Source organism: Kribbella sp. NPDC051936 (assembly GCF_040680955.1).
Taxonomy (GTDB): Bacteria; Actinomycetota; Actinomycetes; order Propionibacteriales; family Kribbellaceae; genus Kribbella.
In genome coordinates this window covers 113,521-133,622 of sequence record NZ_JBFAXS010000001.1, presented here as the reverse complement: position 1 = coordinate 133,622, position 20,102 = coordinate 113,521, and the positions used below count along the sequence as shown (strand labels likewise).

At 69.1% G+C, this 20,102-nt stretch carries 23 protein-coding genes; 10 read left to right on the top strand and 13 right to left on the bottom strand.

Going from position 1 to position 20,102, the window contains the following annotated elements; all coding sequences use genetic code 11:
- The first annotated feature begins 37 nt into the window (after window positions 1-37).
- The 3 genes from AB0L64_RS00640 (at window position 38) to AB0L64_RS00630 (ending at window position 2,112) form a co-directional block, all read left to right on the top strand.
- Window positions 38-427, top strand: coding sequence for a hypothetical protein (locus AB0L64_RS00640; RefSeq protein ID WP_363706281.1), 390 nt, complete (start codon window positions 38-40; stop codon window positions 425-427).
- A gap of 66 nt (window positions 428-493) precedes the next feature.
- Complete coding sequence (locus tag AB0L64_RS00635; RefSeq protein WP_363706279.1) at window positions 494-1,735, top strand: alpha/beta hydrolase; 1,242 nt, start codon at window positions 494-496, stop codon at window positions 1,733-1,735.
- Window positions 1,732-2,112 (top strand): hypothetical protein, encoded by a 381-nt coding sequence (locus tag AB0L64_RS00630; RefSeq protein ID WP_363706277.1) that lies wholly within the window; start codon window positions 1,732-1,734, stop codon window positions 2,110-2,112. The genes AB0L64_RS00635 and AB0L64_RS00630 overlap by 4 nt, the downstream gene beginning before the upstream one ends.
- A 6-nt stretch (window positions 2,113-2,118) precedes the next feature.
- Here AB0L64_RS00630 and AB0L64_RS00625 read toward each other — a convergent pair whose 3' ends face one another.
- Genes AB0L64_RS00625 through AB0L64_RS00610 form a run of 4 tightly spaced genes read right to left on the bottom strand, consistent with a single transcriptional unit; the run spans window position 2,119 to window position 4,709 of the window.
- Window positions 2,119-2,496 carry a VOC family protein gene (locus AB0L64_RS00625; RefSeq protein ID WP_355694031.1) on the bottom strand — a complete coding sequence of 126 codons (378 nt, stop codon included), beginning with the start codon at window positions 2,494-2,496 and terminating at the stop codon, window positions 2,119-2,121.
- A complete protein-coding gene (locus AB0L64_RS00620) occupies window positions 2,493-3,104 on the bottom strand; it encodes a class I SAM-dependent methyltransferase (protein ID WP_363706275.1) in 612 nt (203 codons plus the stop codon). The genes AB0L64_RS00625 and AB0L64_RS00620 overlap by 4 nt, the downstream gene beginning before the upstream one ends.
- Before the next feature lie 33 nt (window positions 3,105-3,137).
- On the bottom strand, window positions 3,138-3,986 hold the full coding sequence (locus tag AB0L64_RS00615; RefSeq protein ID WP_363706273.1) for a fumarylacetoacetate hydrolase family protein: 849 nt from the start codon (window positions 3,984-3,986) through the stop codon (window positions 3,138-3,140).
- 15 nt (window positions 3,987-4,001) lie between these two features.
- Window positions 4,002-4,709 carry a GntR family transcriptional regulator gene (locus AB0L64_RS00610; RefSeq protein ID WP_355694036.1) on the bottom strand — a complete coding sequence of 236 codons (708 nt, stop codon included), beginning with the start codon at window positions 4,707-4,709 and terminating at the stop codon, window positions 4,002-4,004.
- A gap of 112 nt (window positions 4,710-4,821) precedes the next feature.
- On the opposite strand from AB0L64_RS00610, the gene AB0L64_RS00605 reads away from it, so the two are divergent.
- From AB0L64_RS00605 to AB0L64_RS00595, 3 genes are all read left to right on the top strand, one after another.
- On the top strand, window positions 4,822-5,913 hold the full coding sequence (locus tag AB0L64_RS00605) for a mandelate racemase/muconate lactonizing enzyme family protein (RefSeq protein WP_363706270.1): 1,092 nt from the start codon (window positions 4,822-4,824) through the stop codon (window positions 5,911-5,913).
- Window positions 5,885-6,766 (top strand): amidohydrolase family protein, encoded by an 882-nt coding sequence (locus tag AB0L64_RS00600; RefSeq protein ID WP_363706268.1) that lies wholly within the window; start codon window positions 5,885-5,887, stop codon window positions 6,764-6,766. The genes AB0L64_RS00605 and AB0L64_RS00600 overlap by 29 nt, the downstream gene beginning before the upstream one ends.
- A gap of 192 nt (window positions 6,767-6,958) precedes the next feature.
- Window positions 6,959-7,861: an aminoglycoside phosphotransferase family protein gene (locus AB0L64_RS00595; protein WP_363706266.1), complete on the top strand. Its 903-nt coding sequence runs from the start codon at window positions 6,959-6,961 to the stop codon at window positions 7,859-7,861.
- On the opposite strand, the gene AB0L64_RS00590 is transcribed toward AB0L64_RS00595, so the two are convergent.
- The 5 genes from AB0L64_RS00590 to AB0L64_RS00570 all read right to left on the bottom strand — a co-directional run bounded on the left by AB0L64_RS00590 (window position 7,820) and on the right by AB0L64_RS00570 (window position 12,452).
- The gene (locus tag AB0L64_RS00590; RefSeq protein WP_363706264.1) at window positions 7,820-8,896 is read right to left on the bottom strand and encodes a DNA polymerase IV; all 1,077 of its coding nucleotides are present in this window, start codon (window positions 8,894-8,896) and stop codon (window positions 7,820-7,822) included. The two genes, AB0L64_RS00595 and AB0L64_RS00590, sit on opposite strands and share 42 nt — an antisense overlap.
- 18 nt (window positions 8,897-8,914) lie before the next feature.
- Window positions 8,915-9,736, bottom strand: coding sequence for an ABC-2 family transporter protein (locus AB0L64_RS00585; protein WP_363706262.1), 822 nt, complete (start codon window positions 9,734-9,736; stop codon window positions 8,915-8,917).
- Window positions 9,733-10,545 carry an ABC-2 family transporter protein gene (locus AB0L64_RS00580; RefSeq protein ID WP_363706260.1) on the bottom strand — a complete coding sequence of 271 codons (813 nt, stop codon included), beginning with the start codon at window positions 10,543-10,545 and terminating at the stop codon, window positions 9,733-9,735. The genes AB0L64_RS00585 and AB0L64_RS00580 overlap by 4 nt, the downstream gene beginning before the upstream one ends.
- On the bottom strand, window positions 10,542-11,546 hold the full coding sequence (locus AB0L64_RS00575; RefSeq protein WP_363706258.1) for an ATP-binding cassette domain-containing protein: 1,005 nt from the start codon (window positions 11,544-11,546) through the stop codon (window positions 10,542-10,544). The genes AB0L64_RS00580 and AB0L64_RS00575 overlap by 4 nt, the downstream gene beginning before the upstream one ends.
- 441 nt (window positions 11,547-11,987) lie before the next feature.
- Entirely contained in the window at window positions 11,988-12,452 is a 465-nt protein-coding gene (locus AB0L64_RS00570; RefSeq protein WP_363706256.1) for a GNAT family N-acetyltransferase, read from the bottom strand.
- A 31-nt stretch (window positions 12,453-12,483) separates the two neighbouring features.
- Between AB0L64_RS00570 and AB0L64_RS00565 the strand changes: the two genes are divergently transcribed.
- Entirely contained in the window at window positions 12,484-12,894 is a 411-nt protein-coding gene (locus tag AB0L64_RS00565; protein ID WP_363706254.1) for a PaaI family thioesterase, read from the top strand.
- A 3-nt stretch (window positions 12,895-12,897) separates the two neighbouring features.
- Here the strand turns inward: AB0L64_RS00565 and AB0L64_RS00560 are convergent, their stop codons facing one another.
- Both AB0L64_RS00560 and AB0L64_RS00555 read right to left on the bottom strand, forming a co-directional pair.
- Window positions 12,898-13,254 (bottom strand): zf-TFIIB domain-containing protein, encoded by a 357-nt coding sequence (locus AB0L64_RS00560; RefSeq protein WP_363706252.1) that lies wholly within the window; start codon window positions 13,252-13,254, stop codon window positions 12,898-12,900.
- A gap of 63 nt (window positions 13,255-13,317) precedes the next feature.
- Window positions 13,318-15,219, bottom strand: coding sequence for a penicillin-binding transpeptidase domain-containing protein (locus AB0L64_RS00555; protein WP_363706250.1), 1,902 nt, complete (start codon window positions 15,217-15,219; stop codon window positions 13,318-13,320).
- Between the two features lie 229 nt (window positions 15,220-15,448).
- Here AB0L64_RS00555 and AB0L64_RS00550 point away from each other — a divergent pair, with 229 nt between their 5' ends.
- From AB0L64_RS00550 to AB0L64_RS00540, 3 genes are all read left to right on the top strand, one after another.
- Complete coding sequence (locus AB0L64_RS00550; protein ID WP_355694057.1) at window positions 15,449-15,778, top strand: L-rhamnose mutarotase; 330 nt, start codon at window positions 15,449-15,451, stop codon at window positions 15,776-15,778.
- 70 nt (window positions 15,779-15,848) lie between these two features.
- Entirely contained in the window at window positions 15,849-16,403 is a 555-nt protein-coding gene (locus AB0L64_RS00545; protein ID WP_363706248.1) for a hypothetical protein, read from the top strand.
- Window positions 16,400-17,929, top strand: a complete 1,530-nt coding sequence (locus AB0L64_RS00540; protein ID WP_363706246.1) for an FAD-dependent monooxygenase — start codon at window positions 16,400-16,402, stop codon at window positions 17,927-17,929. Before AB0L64_RS00545 ends, AB0L64_RS00540 begins: the two co-directional genes overlap by 4 nt.
- On the opposite strand, the gene AB0L64_RS00535 is transcribed toward AB0L64_RS00540, so the two are convergent.
- Window positions 17,871-18,578, bottom strand: coding sequence for a pirin family protein (locus tag AB0L64_RS00535; protein ID WP_363706243.1), 708 nt, complete (start codon window positions 18,576-18,578; stop codon window positions 17,871-17,873). The two genes, AB0L64_RS00540 and AB0L64_RS00535, sit on opposite strands and share 59 nt — an antisense overlap.
- A gap of 66 nt (window positions 18,579-18,644) precedes the next feature.
- Window positions 18,645-20,048, bottom strand: coding sequence for a trypsin-like peptidase domain-containing protein (locus AB0L64_RS00530; protein WP_363706241.1), 1,404 nt, complete (start codon window positions 20,046-20,048; stop codon window positions 18,645-18,647).
- Window positions 20,049-20,102 lie beyond the last annotated feature (54 nt).

Genomic DNA, 20,102 nt, shown 5'->3' with positions numbered 1-20,102 from the left:
CCTCGCGAGCCTTGGCCGCACGGTGTATCACGGAAGCGTGACCCTGACCGAAGCCCGCAACTTCCTCCGCTCGGAACTCCTCGCGGTGGCAGCCACTGTCGTCCCTGACCAGAAGCCGACGGTGACGCAGGACGTCGGCCCCGTCGACCAAGGTGCGCTGTCCGACGAGAGCGGACCCGAGTCGGTCTGCACGATCACCGTCGAAACCGGCGATCCGACCACCGCCGCCCCCGATCCCGGGGCCCAGATCGGCTTCGCCGCCGAGACCCTGGAGTCCCGCGGCTGGAAGGTGACCGTGTCCGAGCCCAGCGAAGGCCGCCACGAACTCACCGCCCGCCGCCAGGGCTACGACCTCACCGCCACCGCCCGGACCACGGACTGGCGCCTGACGTTCACCGGCCAGACGCCCTACGTCGACGAGCTGTAACACGACCTCCAGCCTCACCTAGGATGCACCGGCAAGCGTTTGTCGCCGTGTCTGGTGAGGTGAGGGATGTCCGAGGACCTCGATGCGCTGCTCCTGCGGTTGCGGGACCTGCCGGACGACCGGGCGGTCGCGGAAGCGGACGCGTTCTTCCGGTCACTGCCCGCCGAACAGGCGATCGCCCTGGCGGAGAGCCGGCCGGAGCAGGTCGGGCCGTTGGAGGGCGCGCCGCCCGAGCTGCGGTACCGCGCGAACCACCTGATCCTGGTCGCCGCGCAGCAGCGGCTGCACACGCTGGTCGAGAACCGGCAGGCGACCCTCGCGCAGCGCCGGCGGCTGGTGACGCTCAACGAGATGCTCGAGCCGGCCGGGAAGCGCCTGGACGTCGACGCCGCCGGCAATCGTGTCGAGGTGGAGGTTCCCCGGCAGTTCCTGCTCGTCGACCCGGAGGGTCAGGGCCGGATGATCGAGGTCCAGGGCGATCTGCGGACCGCCAAGAACATCGCCGTCCTGGTGCCGGGGATGAACAACGACCTGGAGCGCGTCCGTGCGCAGTCGGTGCGGGCGAAGGAGATCGGTGAGGAGGCCGGCCGGGGGACGGCGACGATCGTCTGGCTCGGATACCACGCACCGCTCGGGCTGACGCAGGGCAGGTCCACCGAGAGCGCCCGGGCGGCTGCGCCGTTGTTGTGCCGCTTCCAGGAGGGGCTCGCGATGGTGCGATCGCCGGGCGCGAAGGTCACGCTGATCGGGAACAGCTACGGTGCGCAGGTCGTCACCCGGGCGATGATGCAGGGCGCCCGCGCTCATCGGTACCTGTTGACCGGCAGCCCCGGTGTCGACCCGAGCATCACGTCGGCGGCGCAGTTGACGCCACCTGGTACCGAGTTCTTCGCGGTGGCGCGATCGCGCGGCGACTACGTGTCGTACGCCGAACAGCATGGCCCCGATCCCGCGTCGTTCACCGACGCCGTACGGATCGAGACCGACAACGAGCAGGTACAGATCACCGGGCACATGGCCTACTTCGCGAAGAACAGCGAGTCGATGAAGAACGTCGGCCGGATCGTCCGCGGCGAGCTGGGCGCGGTGACGCTCGGGGCCCGCACGACGCCCGCCGAGGAGACCCGGATGCTGGGGATGTCCTGGGCCGGACCGTTGCGTACGCTCGGGCAGTCGCCGGTGGTGGTGCCGATCTCGAAGGCGTTCGACGGACTCGCGATGCTGCGAACGGTCGCGTCGACACCGTCGAGGAAAACTGTCCTCGACGGAACCCCGCGTTCGCGGCAGCAGGAAGGACCTGAACGATGACGTTGACCGAGGCCCGCGACTTCCTCCGCGCCGAACTGCTCACGGTCGCCGCGGCCGCCGTGCCGGGCTTCGAGGGCATCGTCGCCCATGACGTCGGGCCGGTCGATCCGGGCGTGATGTCGGACGGCAGCGGACCGGACACGGTCTGCTCGATCACGGTCGAGAACGGCAACCCGTCCGTGGTCGACCCCGCCGGCCAGGTCGCCGCGGCTGTCGCCGCCCTGGCCGCGCGCGGCTGGCAGACCAACGTCGCGCCGGTGGAGAACGGTCACCACCGGGCCACCGCGCGGTACAACGGCTTTCAGGTCACCATCCACGGCTGGGACGATGACTGGCGCCTCACCCTGTCCGGCGAGACGCCGTCGATCCCGGAGTAGAGCCGGTCAGCTGGTTGCCGCGCGCTCGGCGGCGCTGCGGAGTACGCAGAACTCGTTGCCTTCCGGGTCCTGCATGACGACCCAGCCGGTGCCGTCGGCCTCGCGGCGGTCATGGGCGATGGTGGCGCCGAGAGTGAGCAGCCAGGCGACCTCCTCGTCGCGGGTGGTGTCCGGCTCGAGGTCCAGGTGGGCCCGGTTCTTGACCGACTTCTCGTCGTTGTTCTGCTCGAACAGGACCGTGAGGCCGTCGGTGGGCACGGAGGCGTACGGGTCGCCGGGCTGGTCGTCGTCGGGACGCTCGGCGCGCAGGACCTGCAGCCAGAAACCGGCGAGCTCGTACGGATCGTGGGCATCGAACGTCACCGTTCGCACGCGAGAAGTCATGCCGTAGAGGCTACTTTCCCGAAGAGCAACCGGTCTTCGGGAAGCTCCGACGGGTACGGCGTGAAGCCCGCGGCGACCGCCAGTTCGGTCAGGGCCGGGGCCGTCCACCGGTGGACGTGGATGTTCATCGGATGCCCGCCGTACCCGGAAGTCTTGTGGGTGGACTCGGTGCCGACGTGGAATCCGAGCAGCAGCACGCCGCCGGGCGCCAGAACCCGGTGGAACTCGGCGAACGCCTGCGGCACGACGTCGCGCGGCAGGTGGATGATCGACCACCAGGCCACGATGCCCGCGACTGAGCCGTCCGGGAGGTCGAGCGCGGTCATCGAACCGACCCGGAAGTCCAGGTCCGGGTGGTCGCGGCGCGCGACCTCGATCATGCCCGGCGACAGGTCGATCCCGACAACCCGCAGGTCACGCTCGGCCAGTAGAGCGCTCGTCCGGCCGGGTCCGCACCCGGCATCGAGCACCGGCCGCCCGCTCCCCGCGACGAGCTTGGCGAGCAGGTCGAAGGCCTCCGCCTCCCAGTCGGCGCCGTCCACCACGAGCTCGGCGTACGAGACCGCGACGTTGTCGTACGAGCTGCTGATGTCGTCCAGGTAGGTCACCCGGCCGACCCTAGGACCGGCCGGGGACAGTTTTCAGGCCTTGCCGAGGGACTGCTTCTGGCGGCCGAGGCCCTCGATCTCCATTTCCATCTCGTCACCCGGCGACAGGTATGGGAACCGGCCGGACAGCGCCACGCCCTCCGGCGTACCGGTGTTCACGATGTCGCCGGGGCTGAGCACCATGTACTGCGAGAGGTCGCGGATCAGCGCGGCCACCGAGAAGATCATGTCCGAGGTGTTCGAGTCCTGGCGCGGCTCGCCGTTCACCCAGGAGCGCAGGGTCAGGTTGGTCGGGTCGACCTCGTCGGCCGGCACCAGCGCCGGGCCGAGCGGGTTGAACGTCTCGCAGCACTTGCCCTTCGACCACTGGCCGCCGGAGACCTCGATCTGGAACGCGCGCTCGGACACGTCGTTCGACACCGTGTAGCCGGCGATGCACGCGAGCGCGTCCTCGTCGGTCTCGACGTAGCGCGCCTGCTTGCCGATCACCACCGCGAGCTCGACCTCCCAGTCGGTCTTCGCGGAACCGCGCGGCACCAGCACCTCGTCGTACGGACCGACGACCGTGTTCGGGTGCTTGAAGAAGACGATCGGCTGCTTCGGCGGCTCGGCGCCGGACTCGGCGGCGTGCGCCGCGTAGTTCTGGCCGATGCAGACCACGGCGCCCGGCCGCGCGACCGGGGCACCGACCCGCAGACCCTCCGTGTCGGCGACCGGCAGCTCGCCGGCCTCGAGCGCGGCGCGGGTCCGGGCGACGCCGTCGGCGGCCAGGAACGCGCCGTCGATGTCAGCGGTCAGGGGGGTGAGGTCGTGAACGGTGCCGTCGGCGGCGCGCACGTACGGGCGCTCCTCGCCGACCGCGCCGAGGCGGAGCAGTTCCACAGGTGTCTCCCTGGATCAGTCAGTCTTGGTCGAGGCGTCGAACATGGGCCGCAGACGGGCGCGGGAGGCCTCGATGTGCGACCGCATCGCCGCGGACGCCTCCTCCGGATCGCCCTTGCGGACGGCGGTCACCACTGCCTTGTGCTCTCGCAACGCCTTCGTCGCGATGCCGCCACCGTAGTACAGCCGGAACAGGTGCAGGTGGCAGTGTGTCCGCTGGAAGGACAGCCGGGCCGTCTCGTTCCCGGACAGCTCCAGCACCAGGTCGTGGAACCGCTGGTCGTGCGCGGCCATCGCCCGGTAGCTCTCGTACGACGGACGGTCCGGGACGTCGGTGTAGCTGAGCATCTCCGCCTTGAGCCGGGCCAGGTCGTCGGTGCCGGACCGCTCGGCGGCGCGCCCGGCCGCCCACGGCTCGATGTGCAACCGGTACTCGAAGAGGTCCTCGAACTCCGCGCGGGTCAGCCGGGACGACACCCGGTACCCGCGCAGCGGCTCCTTGATCACCAGGCCGTCGGACTCCAGCCGGGCCAGCGACTCCCGGATCGGGGTCTGCGAAATGCCCAGCTCACGGGTCAGTGCATCGATGTTCAACCGGGTCCCGGGCTCGACCACGCTGTCCATGATCAGGCCCTTGACGGTCTCGTAGACGTCGTCGCTGAGCACCTGACGCTGGGGCAGGCGGGTGAGCTGCCCGGCCAGACCTACATGCGCATCCGTCACCTTCGCTCCTCCCTGAAATGCATTCTGCCCGACTCGCAGTCCGTCTTGACGCGTCCAGTGTGAAGCGGCAGCATCAGGATGCGCAATATCCTATAGGATCTTGGGAGGCAATGTGAGTACGGCGATCGTCCGGGCCGAGGCCTATCTCGTCGACCTCGAGGTCGAGACCGTCCGGACCGATGCCGTTCAGTCGTTCCTCAAACAGGAGACGATCTTCGTCTCGCTGACCACGGCGGACGGGCTGACGGGGCTCGGCTACTCGTACACGATCGGCACCGGCGGCACCGCCGTACTCGCGCTGCTCCGGGACCACCTGCTGCCGCGCCTGGCCGGCGCGGACGCGCGCAACGTCGAGGCGCTCTGGTCGGACCTGTTCTGGTCCACCCACGCGACGACCGTCGGGGCGATCACCTCCTTGGCGCTGGCCGCCGTCGACACAGCACTCTGGGACCTGCGGTGCCTGCGGGCCGGAGAGCCGCTGTGGCGGCTGGCGGGCGGATACCGCCAGCGCGTGCCGCTGTACGACACCGAGGGCGGTTGGTTGCACCTGACAACCGATGAACTGGTCGCCGGCGCGCTGGCCTCGCAGAAGGCCGGCTGGCCCGGCGTGAAGCTCAAGGTCGGGAAACCGCGGGTCCACGAGGATCTGGAGCGGCTGCGGGCCGTCCGGGACGCGGTCGGACCCGCGATGGACATCATGGTCGACGCGAACCAGTCCATGACGTACCCCGAGGCGCGTCGCCGGGCCGCCGCCTTCGAGTCCGTGGACCTGACCTGGTTCGAGGAGCCGCTGCCGGCCGACGACGTGACCGGGCACGTGCGGCTCTCCTCGGGGACCTCGATCCCGATCGCGGTCGGTGAGTCGCTGTACTCCGTCTCGCAGTTCCGTGAGTACGTCGCGGCCGGTGGCGCGGGGATCGTCCAGGTGGACGTGGCGCGGATCGGCGGCATCACTCCGTGGCTGAAGGTCGCGCATCTGGCGGAGACGTTCAACCTGTCGGTGTGCCCGCATTTCCTGATGGAGCTACACGTCAGCCTGACGGCCGCCGTACCCAACGGCCGGTACGTCGAACACATCCCGCAACTGCGGGCGATCACGTCGACCGAGATGGATATCGTCGACGGGCACGCGGTCGCTCCGGACACCCCCGGTCTCGGAATCGACTGGAACCAGGATGCCATCGACGACCGCCGGGTCGGATGAGGAGAGGCTGCCGATGAGCAAGGTGGACGCACATCACCACGTCTGGGACCTGACCGTCCGGGAACAGTCGTGGATGGTCGGGCCGGAGCTGGACCCGATCCGGCGGAACTTCTCCCTGGAAGACTTGGCGCCGTTGGCCGCGGCCGCAGACGTGTCGGCGACGGTGCTCGTGCAGACCGTAGGCTTGGTCGAGGAGACCGTCGAGTTCCTGGAGATTGCCGCTGGCAACGATCTGGTGGCGGGTGTGGTGGGGTGGGTCGACCTCACCGCGGACGACATCGGGGACGTGCTGGACGGTCTGCTGGCGCGGCCGGACGGCTCGTATTTGAAGGCGATCCGGCACCAGGTCCATGACGAGCCGGACGTCGATTGGTTGCTGCGTCCCGACGTACAGCGGGGTTTGGCGGCTGTTGCTTCGGCTGGTCTTGCTTATGACTTGCTCACCAAGACGCCGCACCTTCCCGCCGCGATCCAAACCGCGCGCAACCTGCCGGAGCTGACCTTCGTCGTCGACCACATCTCCAAGCCCGTCATCGGCGAGCCCCTGTCGCCCTGGGTGTCGCACCTTCGCGAACTGGCGTCCCTCCCCAACGTCACCTGCAAACTCTCAGGCATGGTCACCGAGGCCCCGTGGACCAGCTGGAAACCCGCCGACCTGCAACCGTACGCCGACGTGGTCCTCGAAGCCTTCGGCCCCGACCGCGTCATGTTCGGCTCCGACTGGCCAGTCTGCCTCCTGGCCGCAACATACGCCGAGGTCCTACAAACCGCCGAAACCCTGACCGCCGCCCTGACTCCGACCGAACAAGAAGCCGTCTTCGCGGGTACAGCCACTCGCACCTACAGCTTGTAGGACCTAGCTGGGGAGGATCCCTTACCGAATCGGGTACCAAATCCTCCCCAACCCTCTGCTCCGCCGCCCCGGCAGAATGCGGGCATGGAGCTTCGGGGTGTTGGGCGGGGGGTGGGGGCGTTTCAGCGGTCTCTCGATGTCGGGGAGATCGAGGCTGTTTGTCGGCGGGCGTTCGGGAAGGGCGGCGTGCCGGTGAGGGCTGTTGAGCTGGGGTTCGGTGGGTACAACAGCGTCTACCGGCTCGAGCTGGCCGGACGGGCCGAGCCGGTGGTACTTCGGGTTGCGCCGGCGGCGGGGATGCAGTTCGGATCCGAGCGGGGGTTGATGCGGAATGAGTACGCCAGCCTCCCCTGGCTCGCGGGGATTGCGGAGCTGATGCCGCGGGTCCTCGCTGTGGACTGGTCGCACGAGGTCGTGGATCGGGATTGGATGATCCAGAGCTGTCTCCCGGGTGTCCCTGCGCCTGAGCAGCTCGGACGGTATCCGCGGGCGGGGCGTACGACGTTCTTCCGGCGCCTCGGCGCGATCGCCCGGACGGTGCACGACGTCCGCGGGCCGCATTTCGGGCGCCCGGCCGGGCCGGCGTATGCGTCCTGGAGCGAGACGGTGATCGCCTCGCTCACACAGATCGCCGACGACATGAAGCACGTGGGACTCGACTCGGCTGACGTACGAGAAGCGGTCGCGTTGGCGGCAGGTCACCGGGCGACGCTGGACGAGGTGCGGGAGCCGCGGTTGTTGACGGGGGATTTGTGGACGGTGAACTGCCTGCTGGACGCCGACGCGCCCGAGCCGCTGATCTCGGGGGTGCTCGACTTCGACCGGACCGAGTTCGGTGATCCCGCGGCGGACTGGACGATCCGGATGGCGCAGGCGAAGGACGACGAGCGGAAGGCGTTCTGGGAGTCGTACGGTCACGTGGACCGATCGCCGAACGCGACCTGGCGAGCAGCGGTCTACGAAGCGCGGCACCTCGCAGCGATCCGGCTGGAGCGGTATCGGCTCGGCAAGCATGAAGCCATCAAGGAAAGCTACGACGCGATGGCGAAGGTCCTAGCTGTCGGGCGGGACGAATTCCACGCGGACACCCAATAGCCGGATCGGGCGGCGTAGTTCGAACTTGTCCAGCAAGGTCAGCGCGATGGCTGCGACGACCGAAGGATCCTGGGTCGGCTCGGGGAGTTTGCGGCTCTTGATCGGGGTGTAGAACGTGATGAAGCGGATCTTGACCGAGACGCGCTGGATCGTGCGGCCTTCGGCGACGACTTCCTGGGTGACTTCGGTGGCGATGCGGCGGAGTTCGCGTTCCACGTCGGCGCGTTCGACGAGGTCGGTCGTGAAGGTTTCCTCGTGGCTGCGGGAGACAGGCTCGCGGGGTACGTCGGTGACCTGGGTGTCGCCGAGGCCGCGGCCCAGGGCGGCGTACCAGGTGCCCATCTTGGGGCCGAAGCGTTTCTTCAGGACGTCGAGGTCGGCGGCGGCGAGTTCGGCGACGGTGGTGATGGCGAGTTCGGCGAGGTTGCGTTCCATCCGCGGGCCGATGCCCCACAGGTCCCGGACCGGGCGGTGGTCCATGACCGACCTCCAGTTGTCCGCGGTGAGGCGGTAGACGCCGGCACCGCCCGCGGCGCCTTCGAAGGGTTCGGCGTGGGAGCGTTCGTGCTTGGCGAAGCCGGTCGCGAGTTTGGCGCGGGTCTTGTTGTCGCCGATACCGACCGAGCAGGTCAGCCCGGTGCGCGCGGCGACGGCGGTGCGCAGTTCGAGCGCCAGCGCTTCCGGGTCGTCGGTCTCGGCGCCGACGAAGCACTCGTCCCAGCCCCAGACCTCGACGACGACCGGGAAGGACCGCAGCGTGTCCATCACCTCGGTCGACGCGGCCTCGTACGCGGCCGGGTCGGACGGGAGGAACACCGCCTCGGGGCACTTCTTGTACGCCGCCCGCACCGGCATCCCGGAACGTACGCCGAAGGCCCGCGCCTCGTACGACGCGGTGGCGACCACCTGCCGTGGCTGGGTCGGGTCGCCGGACCCGCCCACCACGACCGGCAGGCCACGGAGTTCAGGCCGCCGCCGGATCTCGACAGCAGCGATGAACTGATCCATGTCCACGTGCAGGAGCCACCAGCTCATAGCTGACAGGTAACCACATCAGCTCGATGCGCTGGAGTACGTCAGCAGCCCGCGCCGCCACACCAGCCGTACCAGTCCCTGGGCCACGACCGCGAGCGCGACACCCAAGACAACCTGCCCCCACCCCAGATCGCCCGACAGAGCCCGCACCGGGAACGTCGTCGCGAACGCGACCGGGAAGGCGAACGTGAGGAACGTCCGGACCGCGACCGGGAAGAAGGCCAGCGGGTACCGCCCGGCCTCCATCAGGTTCAGGAACACGAACCCGATCGGGTTCACCGACTGCAGCCAGAACGCCAGGAACGACATCGCCGACCAGACCGCGGTCAGCAGCACCAGACCGCAGGCGACCAGCACGGCGGCCTGCGCGACCTGACCGGCGCCGAACGCGATGTCCGCTTGCACCAGCCCGATCACCAGCACAACGATGCCGCTGGCAACGTTCGTCAGCTCCGCGACGTTGATCCACCGCAAGGTCAGGTAGAACTGGCTCGACACCGGCCGGAGCAGCACGCCGTCCAGCTCGCCCTCGGTCAGGTACGTCGTCATCCGGTTCAGGTTCGGCGCGACGAAGGTCGCCAGCAGCCCGGTGACGATCTGGAACACCCCGACCAGCGCGATCACCTCGGCCCGCGACCAGCCGTGTACCTCGCTCGTGAACCCGAACAGCAGCAAGGTCGGCACGATGCCGAGCCCGAGCTGCACGAGGCCGACGAGCAGCGTGGTCAGGAAATGCGCACGGAAATGTGTTTCTCGCACCACCGCCTGCGCGAAGAACCGCCGCCACAGCCGCAGATGCCGCCACTGCTTGTGCCACCAGGTCCGGTCCAGCGTGCTCATGCGCCCACCGCCGAGTACGCGCGGATGCCCGCTGACCACACCAGCCGGGCGATCGCCGCGAACACCACGACGTACCCGAGCTGGATCGCCAGCCCCACCAGCAGTTCGTGCCCGGTCAGCTGACCCGCGACGATCTCGACCGGGAACGACACCGTGTACCGGAACGGCTGGTGGTCGACGAAGCCCTTCGACCACGACGGCATCAGCGCCAGCGGGACGACGGCGCCGGACAGCACGCTCGCGACGATCACCCGGGCCTGCACGAGTGCGCTCACGTCGTCCATCCAGAACGCCAGCGACGCGATCAGGATGTCGATCGTGAACACCAGCATGGCCCCGAGCAGGATGCTGATCGCGAACAGCGCCCAGCGTCCGGGGCCGGCCGGGATGTTCATCGAGTCGCGGAAGATCCACCACACGATGCCGATCATCGGCACCAGCGCGAACAGCTTCAGGAACTTCTCCGACAGGTTGTTCGCGACGAACCCGGTCAGCAACGACGCCGGCCGGACCATCCAGCTGGACAGCTTCCCGAGCCGGATGTCCTGGGCGAGAAACCCCGCCATCCACGACGAGGTGGCCATCGTGACGAAGCCGAGCAGCACGAAGTACGTCGTGATGTACCGCTCGTCGACCGGCAGGTGGGCCCCGCTCGCGAGCGCCGTCCGCCAGATCAGCAGCGAGATGATCGGCATCGTGATGTTCGCCAGCATGAAGATGATCCACGCGCCGCGGTACACGGACTGCTGCGCGATCTCCGCCGCGGTCATCCGGCGTACGACGCGGAGGTTGCGCGCCGGCGTGCTCATGACACGTCTCCCAGCGTGCTGCGGCGCAGGAAGAGGTCGCGCATGATGTCCTCGATGTCCGCGTCGGACACGTCGAGGTCGACCAACGGGCCGAGCCGGGTCAGGTGCTCCATCACCGTACCGGCCTGCTCACGATCCGCCTCGAGCGCGATCTGCTGCCCCGACACCTCGACCGCGGTCACGCCGTTCAGCCCGCTCAGCCGCACGGCGTCGACGGTCGTCGCGTACGTCGCCCGGACGAGTTTGCGTGGACGCGCCGTACGAACCAGCTCGTCGAGCCCGCCGTCGAACTGCAGCCGGCCGTGGTCGATGATCATCACCCGCGAACAGAGCGCCTCGATGTCGTCCATGTCGTGGCTGGTGATCAGGATCGTCGTACCGCGGACGCGGTTCACGTCGGCGAGGAACGAGCGGACCCGGGCTTTCGCGACCACGTCCAGGCCGATCGTCGGCTCGTCCAGGAACAGGATCTCCGGCCCGTGGACGAGTGCGGCCATCAGCTCCAGCTTCATGCGTTCGCCCAGCGAGGTCTTGCGGACCTGCACGTTCAGCAGATGCTCGACCTCGAGCAGCTCGGCGAGCTCCGCGACGTTGCGGTCGAACTCGGCGGTGGACAGGCCGTACATGTCCTTGTGCAGCAGCAGGCTCTCCATGGCCGGAACGTCCCACCACAGCATGGTCTTCTGGCCCATGACGAGCGCGATCCGGCGCAGGTAGTCGTGCTTGCGGTCCGACGGCGTGTGGCCGAGCACCCGCAGGTCGCCGGAGGTCCTGTACAGCAGGCCGGACAGCATCTTCAGCGTGGTCGTCTTGCCGGCGCCGTTCGGGCCGAGCAGGCCGACGACCTCGCCCTGTCCGATGGAGAAGGTCACCCGGTCGACGGCGAGCCGGGTCTCGTACTTGCGTTTCACCAGGCTCTTCAGCGCACCGCCGAGCCCGGCGCGCTGCTGATGAAAGGTGTAGGTCTTGGTCAGATCGTGTGCCGCGATAACAGGCGTCACGGAGTGCACCGCTTTCCACAGGAGTCGGTTGATTGAGGTCGTGGCTGGCGCTTCCCCGCCTGCTGCGCGGCACTCGGCACGGCACCTCGCCGCACTGGCCCAGAGGCCACGATGCTCCGCATCGAGACCTCCGGTCCAGCACGCCGATGCACCGCACCGAGCACCTGCTCGCGACGGCGCGGAAGCGCCAGCCACGACCTAGGACCGGGCAGCGTCAACGCGCAAACGCGCAGAGCGCAGGACGATCACTTCGTCAGATGAGATCTGCCGGGTGGACTCCGTGGTCCGTCCCGGCTCCGCGATCCGGTGCGATCGCGCGGGTTGACGTCAAATCAACCGTTATCTCGACGAGGTGTCGACATCGCTCCCTGTGGGTCCTTCCGACGTGCGGCTGCCACCGACCACGGTAAGCCGTCTCGGAAAGCGCCGTCCAGCGGCTTTTCAGAGGGCCTTGCGCATCTGCTGCGAGATGACCGCGTAGCCGAGCGAGTCGTACAGAGCGATCGCGGTGGTGTTGTCACCGAAGACGTTCAGGTCCAGTTGCGTGTACCCGAGCCGGCGGCACTCCTCCTCGGCGGCGAGCATGATGGCCCGGCCGTACCCCTTGCCGCGGTGCGCGTGGTCCACCTCGATGCCGTAGATGAACGGCACCTTCGCCTTGGTGCTGATCCACAGACTGCCGACCGGCTCGTCGCCGGCGACGGCGATCCAGATCAGTTGCTGATCGGTGGCCGGACCTTCGGGCAGCAGTTGCTCGGTCTGCTCGTACGCGACGGCGAGCGCCTCGTCCGGCGTCAACCCGCGGGCCGGTCCGACGCCGGCCGCGAACGACGCCGCGGCGCGCTCCATCCAGCTCGGGTACTCGTCGTCGGTGATTGGGCGCAGGAGCACCGGAGATGTCGTCACGTGCTGACCTTAACCGGGTTAGCTTGAACCTATGGAGCTGACTTTCGAGCTGGCCGAGAAGGTGCTTGCCGCGCAGCCGTTCAGCGTGCTGCTGGGGACGCGGCTCACCGCGTTCGGCGGCGGTGCGGCGACCCTCGAGCTCACGATCCGTGACGATCTCCGCCAGCAGAACGGGTTCCTGCACGGAGGTGTGCTCAGCTACGCGGCCGACAACACGATCACCTTCGCCGGCGGATCCGCACTCGGCCCGGACGTGCTGACCGGTGGCTTCACGATCAGCTACCTCCGCCCGGCGCAGGGCGTCGTACTGCGGGCCGAGGCCCGGGTCGTGCACGCGGGCAGCCGGCAAGCCGCGTGTACCTGTGAGCTCATCACCCTCGACGAGAACGGCGACGGCACCCTGTGCGCGATCGCCCAGGGCACCGTCGTCGGCCGTCGGTAGCGCTCAGTCGAAGAGCTCTTCGAGGAACGACTTCTTCTTTTTCTTGTGCTGGTGCTGGTTCCCGTACCGCGGGTCGTAGCGCCGGTCGTCGTTGTCGTAGCGCCGCTCGTCGTACCGCCGCTCGTCCGGACGGCGGTCGTCGTACCGGCGCTTCTCGTCGTACCGCTGCTCCTCGTAGCGCTTCTCCTCGCGCCGCGGCTCCGGCGGTGCGTTGAACCGGAGCTCGGCGTCCACCAGGTGCTCGAGCTCACCCCGGTCGAGGAAGATGCCGCGGCACTCACCGCACTGGTCGACGGTGATGCCGCTGCGCTCGTACGTCCGCATCGCGCCCCGGCACTTGGGACAGATCAGGCTTTCCATCCGGCAACGGTAAGTGACGAAATCCCCGTCAGCCCGCGCTCTCAGCCAACTCTCAGCAACTTCCTACTTGAAGCTCGACAGGAACGTCTTCAGGATCGGCCCGGCGGTGTGAGAGCCGGACTCGCCGCCCTCGACGATCACCGCGAACGCGACGTCGCCGCGGTAGCCCGCCATCCAGGCGTTGGTGGTGACCTTGCCCTTCACCACGACCTCGGCCGTGCCGGTCTTGGCGGCGACCGCGCCGTTCCCGGCGAGCACGCTGGCGGTACCGCCGGTGACCGTGGTCCGCATGAACGTCCGCAGCGCCGCAACAGTTGCTGCTGGCAACGGAGAGGCGGCCGCGCCGGCGGCGTCCTTGCCCGGCACGAGCACCGGCTTCATCGCCGTACCGTGATCGACCGTCGCGGCGACCAGCGCGATCGCCAGCGGGCTGGCGGTGACCGTGCCCTGGCCGATCATCGACGCGGCCTCCTCGACGTCGTCCTTCGGCGCCGGGACCTGGCCGCCGTACGCCGAGAGCGACAGGTTCAGGTCCCGCCCGATACCGAACATCGCCGCGGCCTTCGTCATCCCGTCCTTCGGCAGCCGGGCGTGCTGCGAGATGAACGCGGTGTTGCAGGACTTGTTGAACGCCGTCTGCATCGTGCCGTTGCCGTACGCCGCGAGCGCGTCGTAGTTCTTGAACGTCTTGCCGAACACGTTGATCGTGTCCGTGCACGGCAACGGCGTCGCCGCGGTCTCACCGCTGCCGAGCAAGGCCGCCGAGGTGACGATCTTGAACGTCGAGCCCGGCGCGTACCGGCCCTGGAAGGCGCGGTTGTAGCTCGCCACCTGCGGACCGTTCGCCGCGGCCAGGATCTGGCCGGTCGAGGCCTGGACCGCGACCAGCGACGCGGGCAGCTTGCTGGTCGCCAGCGCGGCCTCGGCGGCCTTCTGCATGTTCGTGTCCAGCGTGGTCTTCACCGGCTTGCCGGCGGTGCCCTTCTGGGTGAAGACGGTCTTGATCGTCAGCTTGGTCTTGCCGTCCCGCAGCGCGACCGTGCCGCCCGGCGTCCCGGCGAGCTGCCGCTGGAACGCGTACTGCAGGCCGGTGGTGCCGACCTGGTCCTGCGCCGACGCGGTCGGCCCGGCGTTCTTCAGCGTGTCCTCGTTCGCCGTCTTCATGGTGCCGATGATCGAGCGGGCGAACGTCGCGGTCGGCGGCAGCGACTGCGTACCGCCCATGGTGAGCACGCCGGGCAGCTTGCTCATCGTCGGCCGCAGCGCCTCCCACTCCTCGGCGCGGATCGTGATCGCGTCGACGAACTGCCCGGCCGGCGCCGCCTTCGCCCGCGCGGCGAGCTTCGCGCCGTCCACGTCCAGGTACTTCGTGAACGCGGCGTACGTCGCTGCCGTCGCCTTCGTGCCCGACGCGACACCGACGATCACGACCGGCCGGTTCGCGGTCAGGGCGACGCCGTTGCGGTCCAGGATCGAGGCCCGGGCCGGAAGCGCGCGGACCCGCTTCAGGTAGTTGCTGTCGCCCAGCCCGGGGTAGATCGTGTCGCCCGACGCCTTGATCTTCCACGCGTCGCCGGTCTTCACCGCGGTCGCCGTACTGGTCCACTTCATCGCGCCGATTCCGCGGAGCTGCGCCTCGACGGCGAGCTCCTGGGTGCAGCTCGTGCCGTCGGTGCACTTCGGGTCGCCCTGCGGGGTGACCGTGACGGTGCTCGCGACCAGCGCGGTGTCGACGTCGTCGAGCCGCTTGCCGAACACCGTCGGGTTGTCGGTGAGCGCACCGGCCGCGTCCGGCTTGCCGTCCGGGGCCCAGGCCTTCACCCAGGCGTCGGCGAACTGCTTGATGACCGCGCCGGACGCCTGCTGCTCGTCGCTCCCGGACTTCCCGCCGCCGGACTTGCTGTCCGAACAACCAGCGGTGATCAGCAGACTACTCAGGCAGACGATGGCAGTGGTTCGCTTCACGTTCCCAACTCTCGCACGACGACGGATGGACACCGGGCACAGTCTTCGGCGTGTGGCTCCTGGCCACGAGGGCGAAACTACTCAACTCACCCAACTACGACGCGCGCACCCGCTCGGGAGTTGGCGCCAGACGGCGGGCGAATCGGGACCAAGACGCTGTGCGTATCGGCCCGGCCGGATTCTGGAACCGCGTTCCAGGGTCGCCGTACCGAGCGTAGTCTGCTCCTTTGTGACCCGCCTTGCTCTGCACAGCCGCCTGCTTCCCGGTACCGAAGAGGCCTACGAGATCGAGCACGCCCGCGTCTGGCCGGAACTGATCACGGTGATGCGCGCCGCCGGGATCAGCGACTGGTCGATCTGGCGCAGTGGCCGCGACCTGTTCCACCTGGTCGTCTCCGACGATTTCGAGGCCGCCGTCGCGCAGCTCAAGGACGACCCGGTCGACCAGCGCTGGCAGCAGCACATGAGCCAGTTCGTCGAAGGCTTCGCCCAGAACCCCGAAGGCGTCGCCGGCCAGTCCCTGCGCCACGTCTGGACCATGAGCGAACAAACCGACTAGTACCAAGGTCCCGGGCCGGTCGGGACTTTGTGACGTAACCGGGCGACCGCCGCCGCGCGACGGTGGTGACGTGGAGCATTTGCGATTGGGCGTGGCCCTGCCGCGGTTGGCGGCCTGCGCGGGGCGGACCGCCGTACAGCTTGCCCGCAGACGCATCCGCTTCCCGCGAGGTCAGGTCGGTCGGCGGGTGCGGTTCGCCAACGGGTCGACGGCGTACGTCTACCGCGAGACGGTGATGGAGCTGCCGGCGGCCCCGCTGGACCCGTGTGTGTTGATCGTCCAGTTCCGCCTGCGGCGCGTCAGAGGAGTCGGACACCGGCTGTTCCGCGCGGAGAGCTGGCTGAACACCCCGTTGTTCGCCGGTTTCCCAGGGTTCGTGTCGAAGCTCTGGTTCGCCGCGGATGAGTCCGGTGTGTACCGCGGCCTGTACGACTGGGACGGCCCCGACCAGGCCGACCGGTACGTCCGCGCCCTCTGGTGGCCGCTCGCCCTCGTCTCCGAACTCGACTCGATCCACCACCGCGTGCTGCCAGGCCTCCGGCGCGACGACGTCCTCGCCGATCCGACCTGCATCGACGGCCCTGCAGCCCCCGACCAGTGGTGGCGGCCGCAGGAGTCCTGGTGACACGTGTCCTGGTGGTGGGCGCGGGGCCGACCGGCCTTGCTCTTGCGCTGCAGGCCCACGCGTTGGGTGCCGCGGTTCGCGTGATAGACCGGCGTACCGAAGCGGCCAGGCCCTCGCGGGCGATGATGCTGCACGCGCGATCGCTCGAGGTGCTGCGTCCGCTCGGCGTTGCCGACTCCCTGCTGAGGTACGCCGACAGCGCGCCGACCGTACGGCTCCACCTGCGAGGGCGTGTGCTCCCGGTGCGGATCGCGGAGCTCGCGGTGCCGGACACGGCGTACCCGCATCTGACGCTGCTCCCTCAGGCCCGGGTCGAGTCGGTTCTCGCGACCGCGCTGGAGAGCCGGGGCGTCCCGATCGAGCGGGGAGTCGAGCTCGCGTCTCTCAGGTCGGCGCGGAGGAACGGCGTACAGGTGCAGTTGCGTGGGCTTGGCGAGGCGACTTCTGACTATCTGGTCGGGTGTGACGGTGCCGACAGCACTGTTCGCCAGGCGGTTGGTATCGGGACGAGCGGCGGAGTCTACGACCGGGAGATCGTGCAGGCCGATCTGGAGCTGGACGGCGGCCTCGGTACGGACACCGCGCATGTGTCGACCACTCGCGCCGGTCTGATCTTTCTGTTCCCGCACGGCGATCAGGCGGCGTGGCGGCTGCTGGCGACCAGACCGGTCGGTGGTGGCCCGATGTCGCCGCGGGACGTGCAAGAGATGTTCGACGCGGCTCGGCTGCAGACCCGGGTCGGCCGGGTTGCCTGGTCGGAGATCGTGCCGATGCGCCACCGGCTGGCCGATCGCTACCGGGACGATCGGGTCTTCCTCGCCGGCGATGCCGCACATGTCCACTCCCCGGCCGGCGGGCAGGGGATGAACACGGGAATCCAGGACGCGATCAACCTCGGCTGGAAGCTGGCCCAGGCCGCGTCCGCCACGGATCCGGAAACGCTGCTGGACTCGTACGAGTTGGAGCGCCGGCCGGTCGCCCGTGCCACGACCGCCTGGACGAACCTCGTCTTCTGGGCGGAGTCCGGTCTGGATCCGATCGCCGCACTGATCCGTACGGTCCTGCTACCGGTCGGTGCACCGTTGGTGGTGCCCACCGTATTGCGCCGGAGGCATCTGACGGCCGCCGGTTTCCGGATCCTCGCGCAGCTCCGCGTCGCTTACCCGAGCAGCCGGCTGTCGATCGACGACGGCCGGCCCGACTCGCTCCCTCTGCGGGTCGGCGACCGGCTGCCCGATTTGCCCGTAGCAGTCGCGGACGGCGGCACTCGGCTGCAGACGCTCACAGCTCAGCCCGGTACGCATCTCCTGCTGCTCCGCGACGCGCCGACGGTCGAGGTGGACGATGGGTCGATCCATGTCCATCGGCTGCTGGATCGTGGCGGTCGCGGCCTCGTCGCCGTACGTCCTGACGGTTATGTCGGTCTGCGGACGACCGAGGCCTCATCGCCGCAGGTTGCGCACTGGCTCAGCTCGACTGGTGCATCTCCCACACCAGCAGTTCTGCGCCGGCGGGGCCTGCGGTGACGCGTTCGCCGTCGGCGTGTGTGATTCGTACGGCGTCTGCCGTAGCGAGGTCGCCGGCGCCTTCGAGGTTCGCCGTACCTGCTGCGACGAAGAGGTGCAGGTACTGGGCTGCGGGGAGGGTGATCGCGGCACCGGGGACCAGGCGGGCGACGGACATACCCGCCGACTCCTGGTTCAGGCGGATGGCCGTGGTGCCCGCGTGCCTGGCGAGCCCGGACGCCACCGGGATCAGCTCACCGGTCGTCAGATCGAGCTCCGCCTGCTCGTACGACGGCGGCAGATCGAACCGATCCGGCCGAACCCACATCTGCACGTAGTGCACCGGCTCGGCGCCGTCGTTCCACTCGGAGTGCTGAATCCCCGACCCGGCACTCATCCGCTGCGCCAGCCCCGGATACACGCTCCCGCTGTTCCCCTCCGAGTCCCGGTGCGCCAGCGCCCCCCGCAGCACCCAGGTCACAATCTCCAGATCCTGATGCGGATGCGTCCCGAACCCCGTGCCAGGGGCAACCGTCTCGTCATTGTGCGCGACCAGGAACCCGAACCCGACATTCGCCGGATCGTAATGCCCCCCGAACGAGAACGAGTGCCACGACTCCAGCCACCCGTCCGCGGTCCGGAACCGCTCCTGAGCCCGATGAATCTCCACGGGACCAAGTAAAACGGACTGCGCCGCTCGGTGGGCGGCGCAGTCCGGTCTTGGTTGGACGGTTGGTCAGCCGGTGGGGTTCCCGTTGTCGGAGCCGAGAGTGGCGTTGACGGTCTGGGGTTTGCCGTTGCGGGTGATGGAGAGTTTCACTTCATCGCCCGGGCGGTGCGAACGGACTGCGGCGACCAACGCGTCCCCTGACGCGATCGCCTTGCCGTCTACAGCGGTCACCACATCACCCGACTGCAGACCGGCCTTGTCCGCCGCACCGCCGGACGTAACCTCGCCGAGGCGTGCTCCGTTCGTGAGCCCGTCGGAGGACTGCGCGTCGCCGACCGTCACACCGAGCCGCGCATGCGTGGCCTTGCCCTTGGCCACCAGCTCGTCGATGATCGGCTTGGCCTGGTCGATCGGGATGGCGAACCCCAGGCCGATGTTCCCGCCCTCGGATTGTCCCGATCCGCCGGCGGTCTTGATCGCGCTGTTGATACCGACCACCTGGCCGGCGAGGTCGATGAGGGCGCCGCCGGAGTTACCCGGGTTGATCGCGGCGTCCGTCTGGATTGCTGGGAAGACTGTCGTGCTGTCCTGCTGCTCGTCGCCGGACGTCACCGGCCGGTTCAGCGCGGAGACGATCCCGCTGGTCACGGTCGCCTCCAGGCCGTACGGCGAGCCGATCGCGACCACCCCCTGCCCAACGGCGAGCTTCCCGCTCTGACCGAGGGTGGCCGGCGTGAGACCGGTGGCGTTCGCCTGGATAACCGCCAGGTCGGTGAGAGGGTCGGTGCCCTTGACCGTGGCCGACACGGTCCGGCCGTCGTTCAGGATCACGCTGAGCTGAGCGCCCTGCCCGGCGCCGGATACGACGTGGTTGTTCGTGACGATCAGCCCGTCCTTGCTGATCACGATGCCGGACCCGGTCGCCTGACCCTGCTGGGTCGCGACCGCGATCTTCACCACGCTCGGCAGGACCTTCGCGGCGGCGCTCTGCACGGAGCCGTCGGGCGCCGAAGCGGGTGCCGCCTGGTTGCCGTTCAGCGGGGCGGTCACGGACGGGGTGTTCGCGGTGTGGTCGGTGGTGGCCGAGTAGACGGCCGCGCCGCCGACACCGCCTGCGGTGCCGACCAGCAGCGCGGTCAGCGCCACCACGGCCAGACCGGCCCGGCGCTTCGGCTTCGGCGCGGTGGCCGTGGCCTGCTGCGGGCCGAGGGGCCAGTTCGGGCCCGGAGACGCCCCCTGATGCGTCCCCGGTGCGCCGAACTGCGGATACGCACTCCCACCTGTGGAGTACTGTCCCGGCCGCTGCCCCTGCGGCCCCGAGTCCAGCCGCGGCTGCCCGCCCTGCGGCGCGAACTGCTGCTGCTGATGCTGCCCGTACATCGGCAGCTGCTGCGTCCGCTCCGGCCCCTGCGGTCCCTGTACGTCGTGGCCGGGCTGGTTCTGCGGCTGCTGCGGCTGGTTCTCGGTCATGGCAATACTGTCCCGGCCGGACCTGAGAGGGCCCTGAAGATCAGCTCGGAGTGA

Excerpts from the sequence above, each read along its gene's own strand:
- AB0L64_RS00635 (WP_363706279.1), top strand. The coding sequence starts at position 494 with ATGTCCGAGGACCTCGATGCGCTGCTCCTGCGGTTGCGGGACCTGCCG.
- AB0L64_RS00630 (WP_363706277.1), top strand. The coding sequence starts at position 1,732 with ATGACGTTGACCGAGGCCCGCGACTTCCTCCGCGCCGAACTGCTCACG.
- AB0L64_RS00625 (WP_355694031.1), bottom strand. The coding sequence starts at position 2,496 with ATGACTTCTCGCGTGCGAACGGTGACGTTCGATGCCCACGATCCGTAC.
- AB0L64_RS00600 (WP_363706268.1), top strand. The coding sequence starts at position 5,885 with ATGCCATCGACGACCGCCGGGTCGGATGAGGAGAGGCTGCCGATGAGC.
- AB0L64_RS00590 (WP_363706264.1), bottom strand. The coding sequence starts at position 8,896 with ATGAGCTGGTGGCTCCTGCACGTGGACATGGATCAGTTCATCGCTGCT.
- AB0L64_RS00585 (WP_363706262.1), bottom strand. The coding sequence starts at position 9,736 with ATGAGCACGCTGGACCGGACCTGGTGGCACAAGCAGTGGCGGCATCTG.
- AB0L64_RS00580 (WP_363706260.1), bottom strand. The coding sequence starts at position 10,545 with ATGAGCACGCCGGCGCGCAACCTCCGCGTCGTACGCCGGATGACCGCG.
- AB0L64_RS00565 (WP_363706254.1), top strand. The coding sequence starts at position 12,484 with ATGGAGCTGACTTTCGAGCTGGCCGAGAAGGTGCTTGCCGCGCAGCCG.
- AB0L64_RS00560 (WP_363706252.1), bottom strand. The coding sequence starts at position 13,254 with ATGGAAAGCCTGATCTGTCCCAAGTGCCGGGGCGCGATGCGGACGTAC.
- AB0L64_RS00530 (WP_363706241.1), bottom strand. The coding sequence starts at position 20,048 with ATGACCGAGAACCAGCCGCAGCAGCCGCAGAACCAGCCCGGCCACGAC.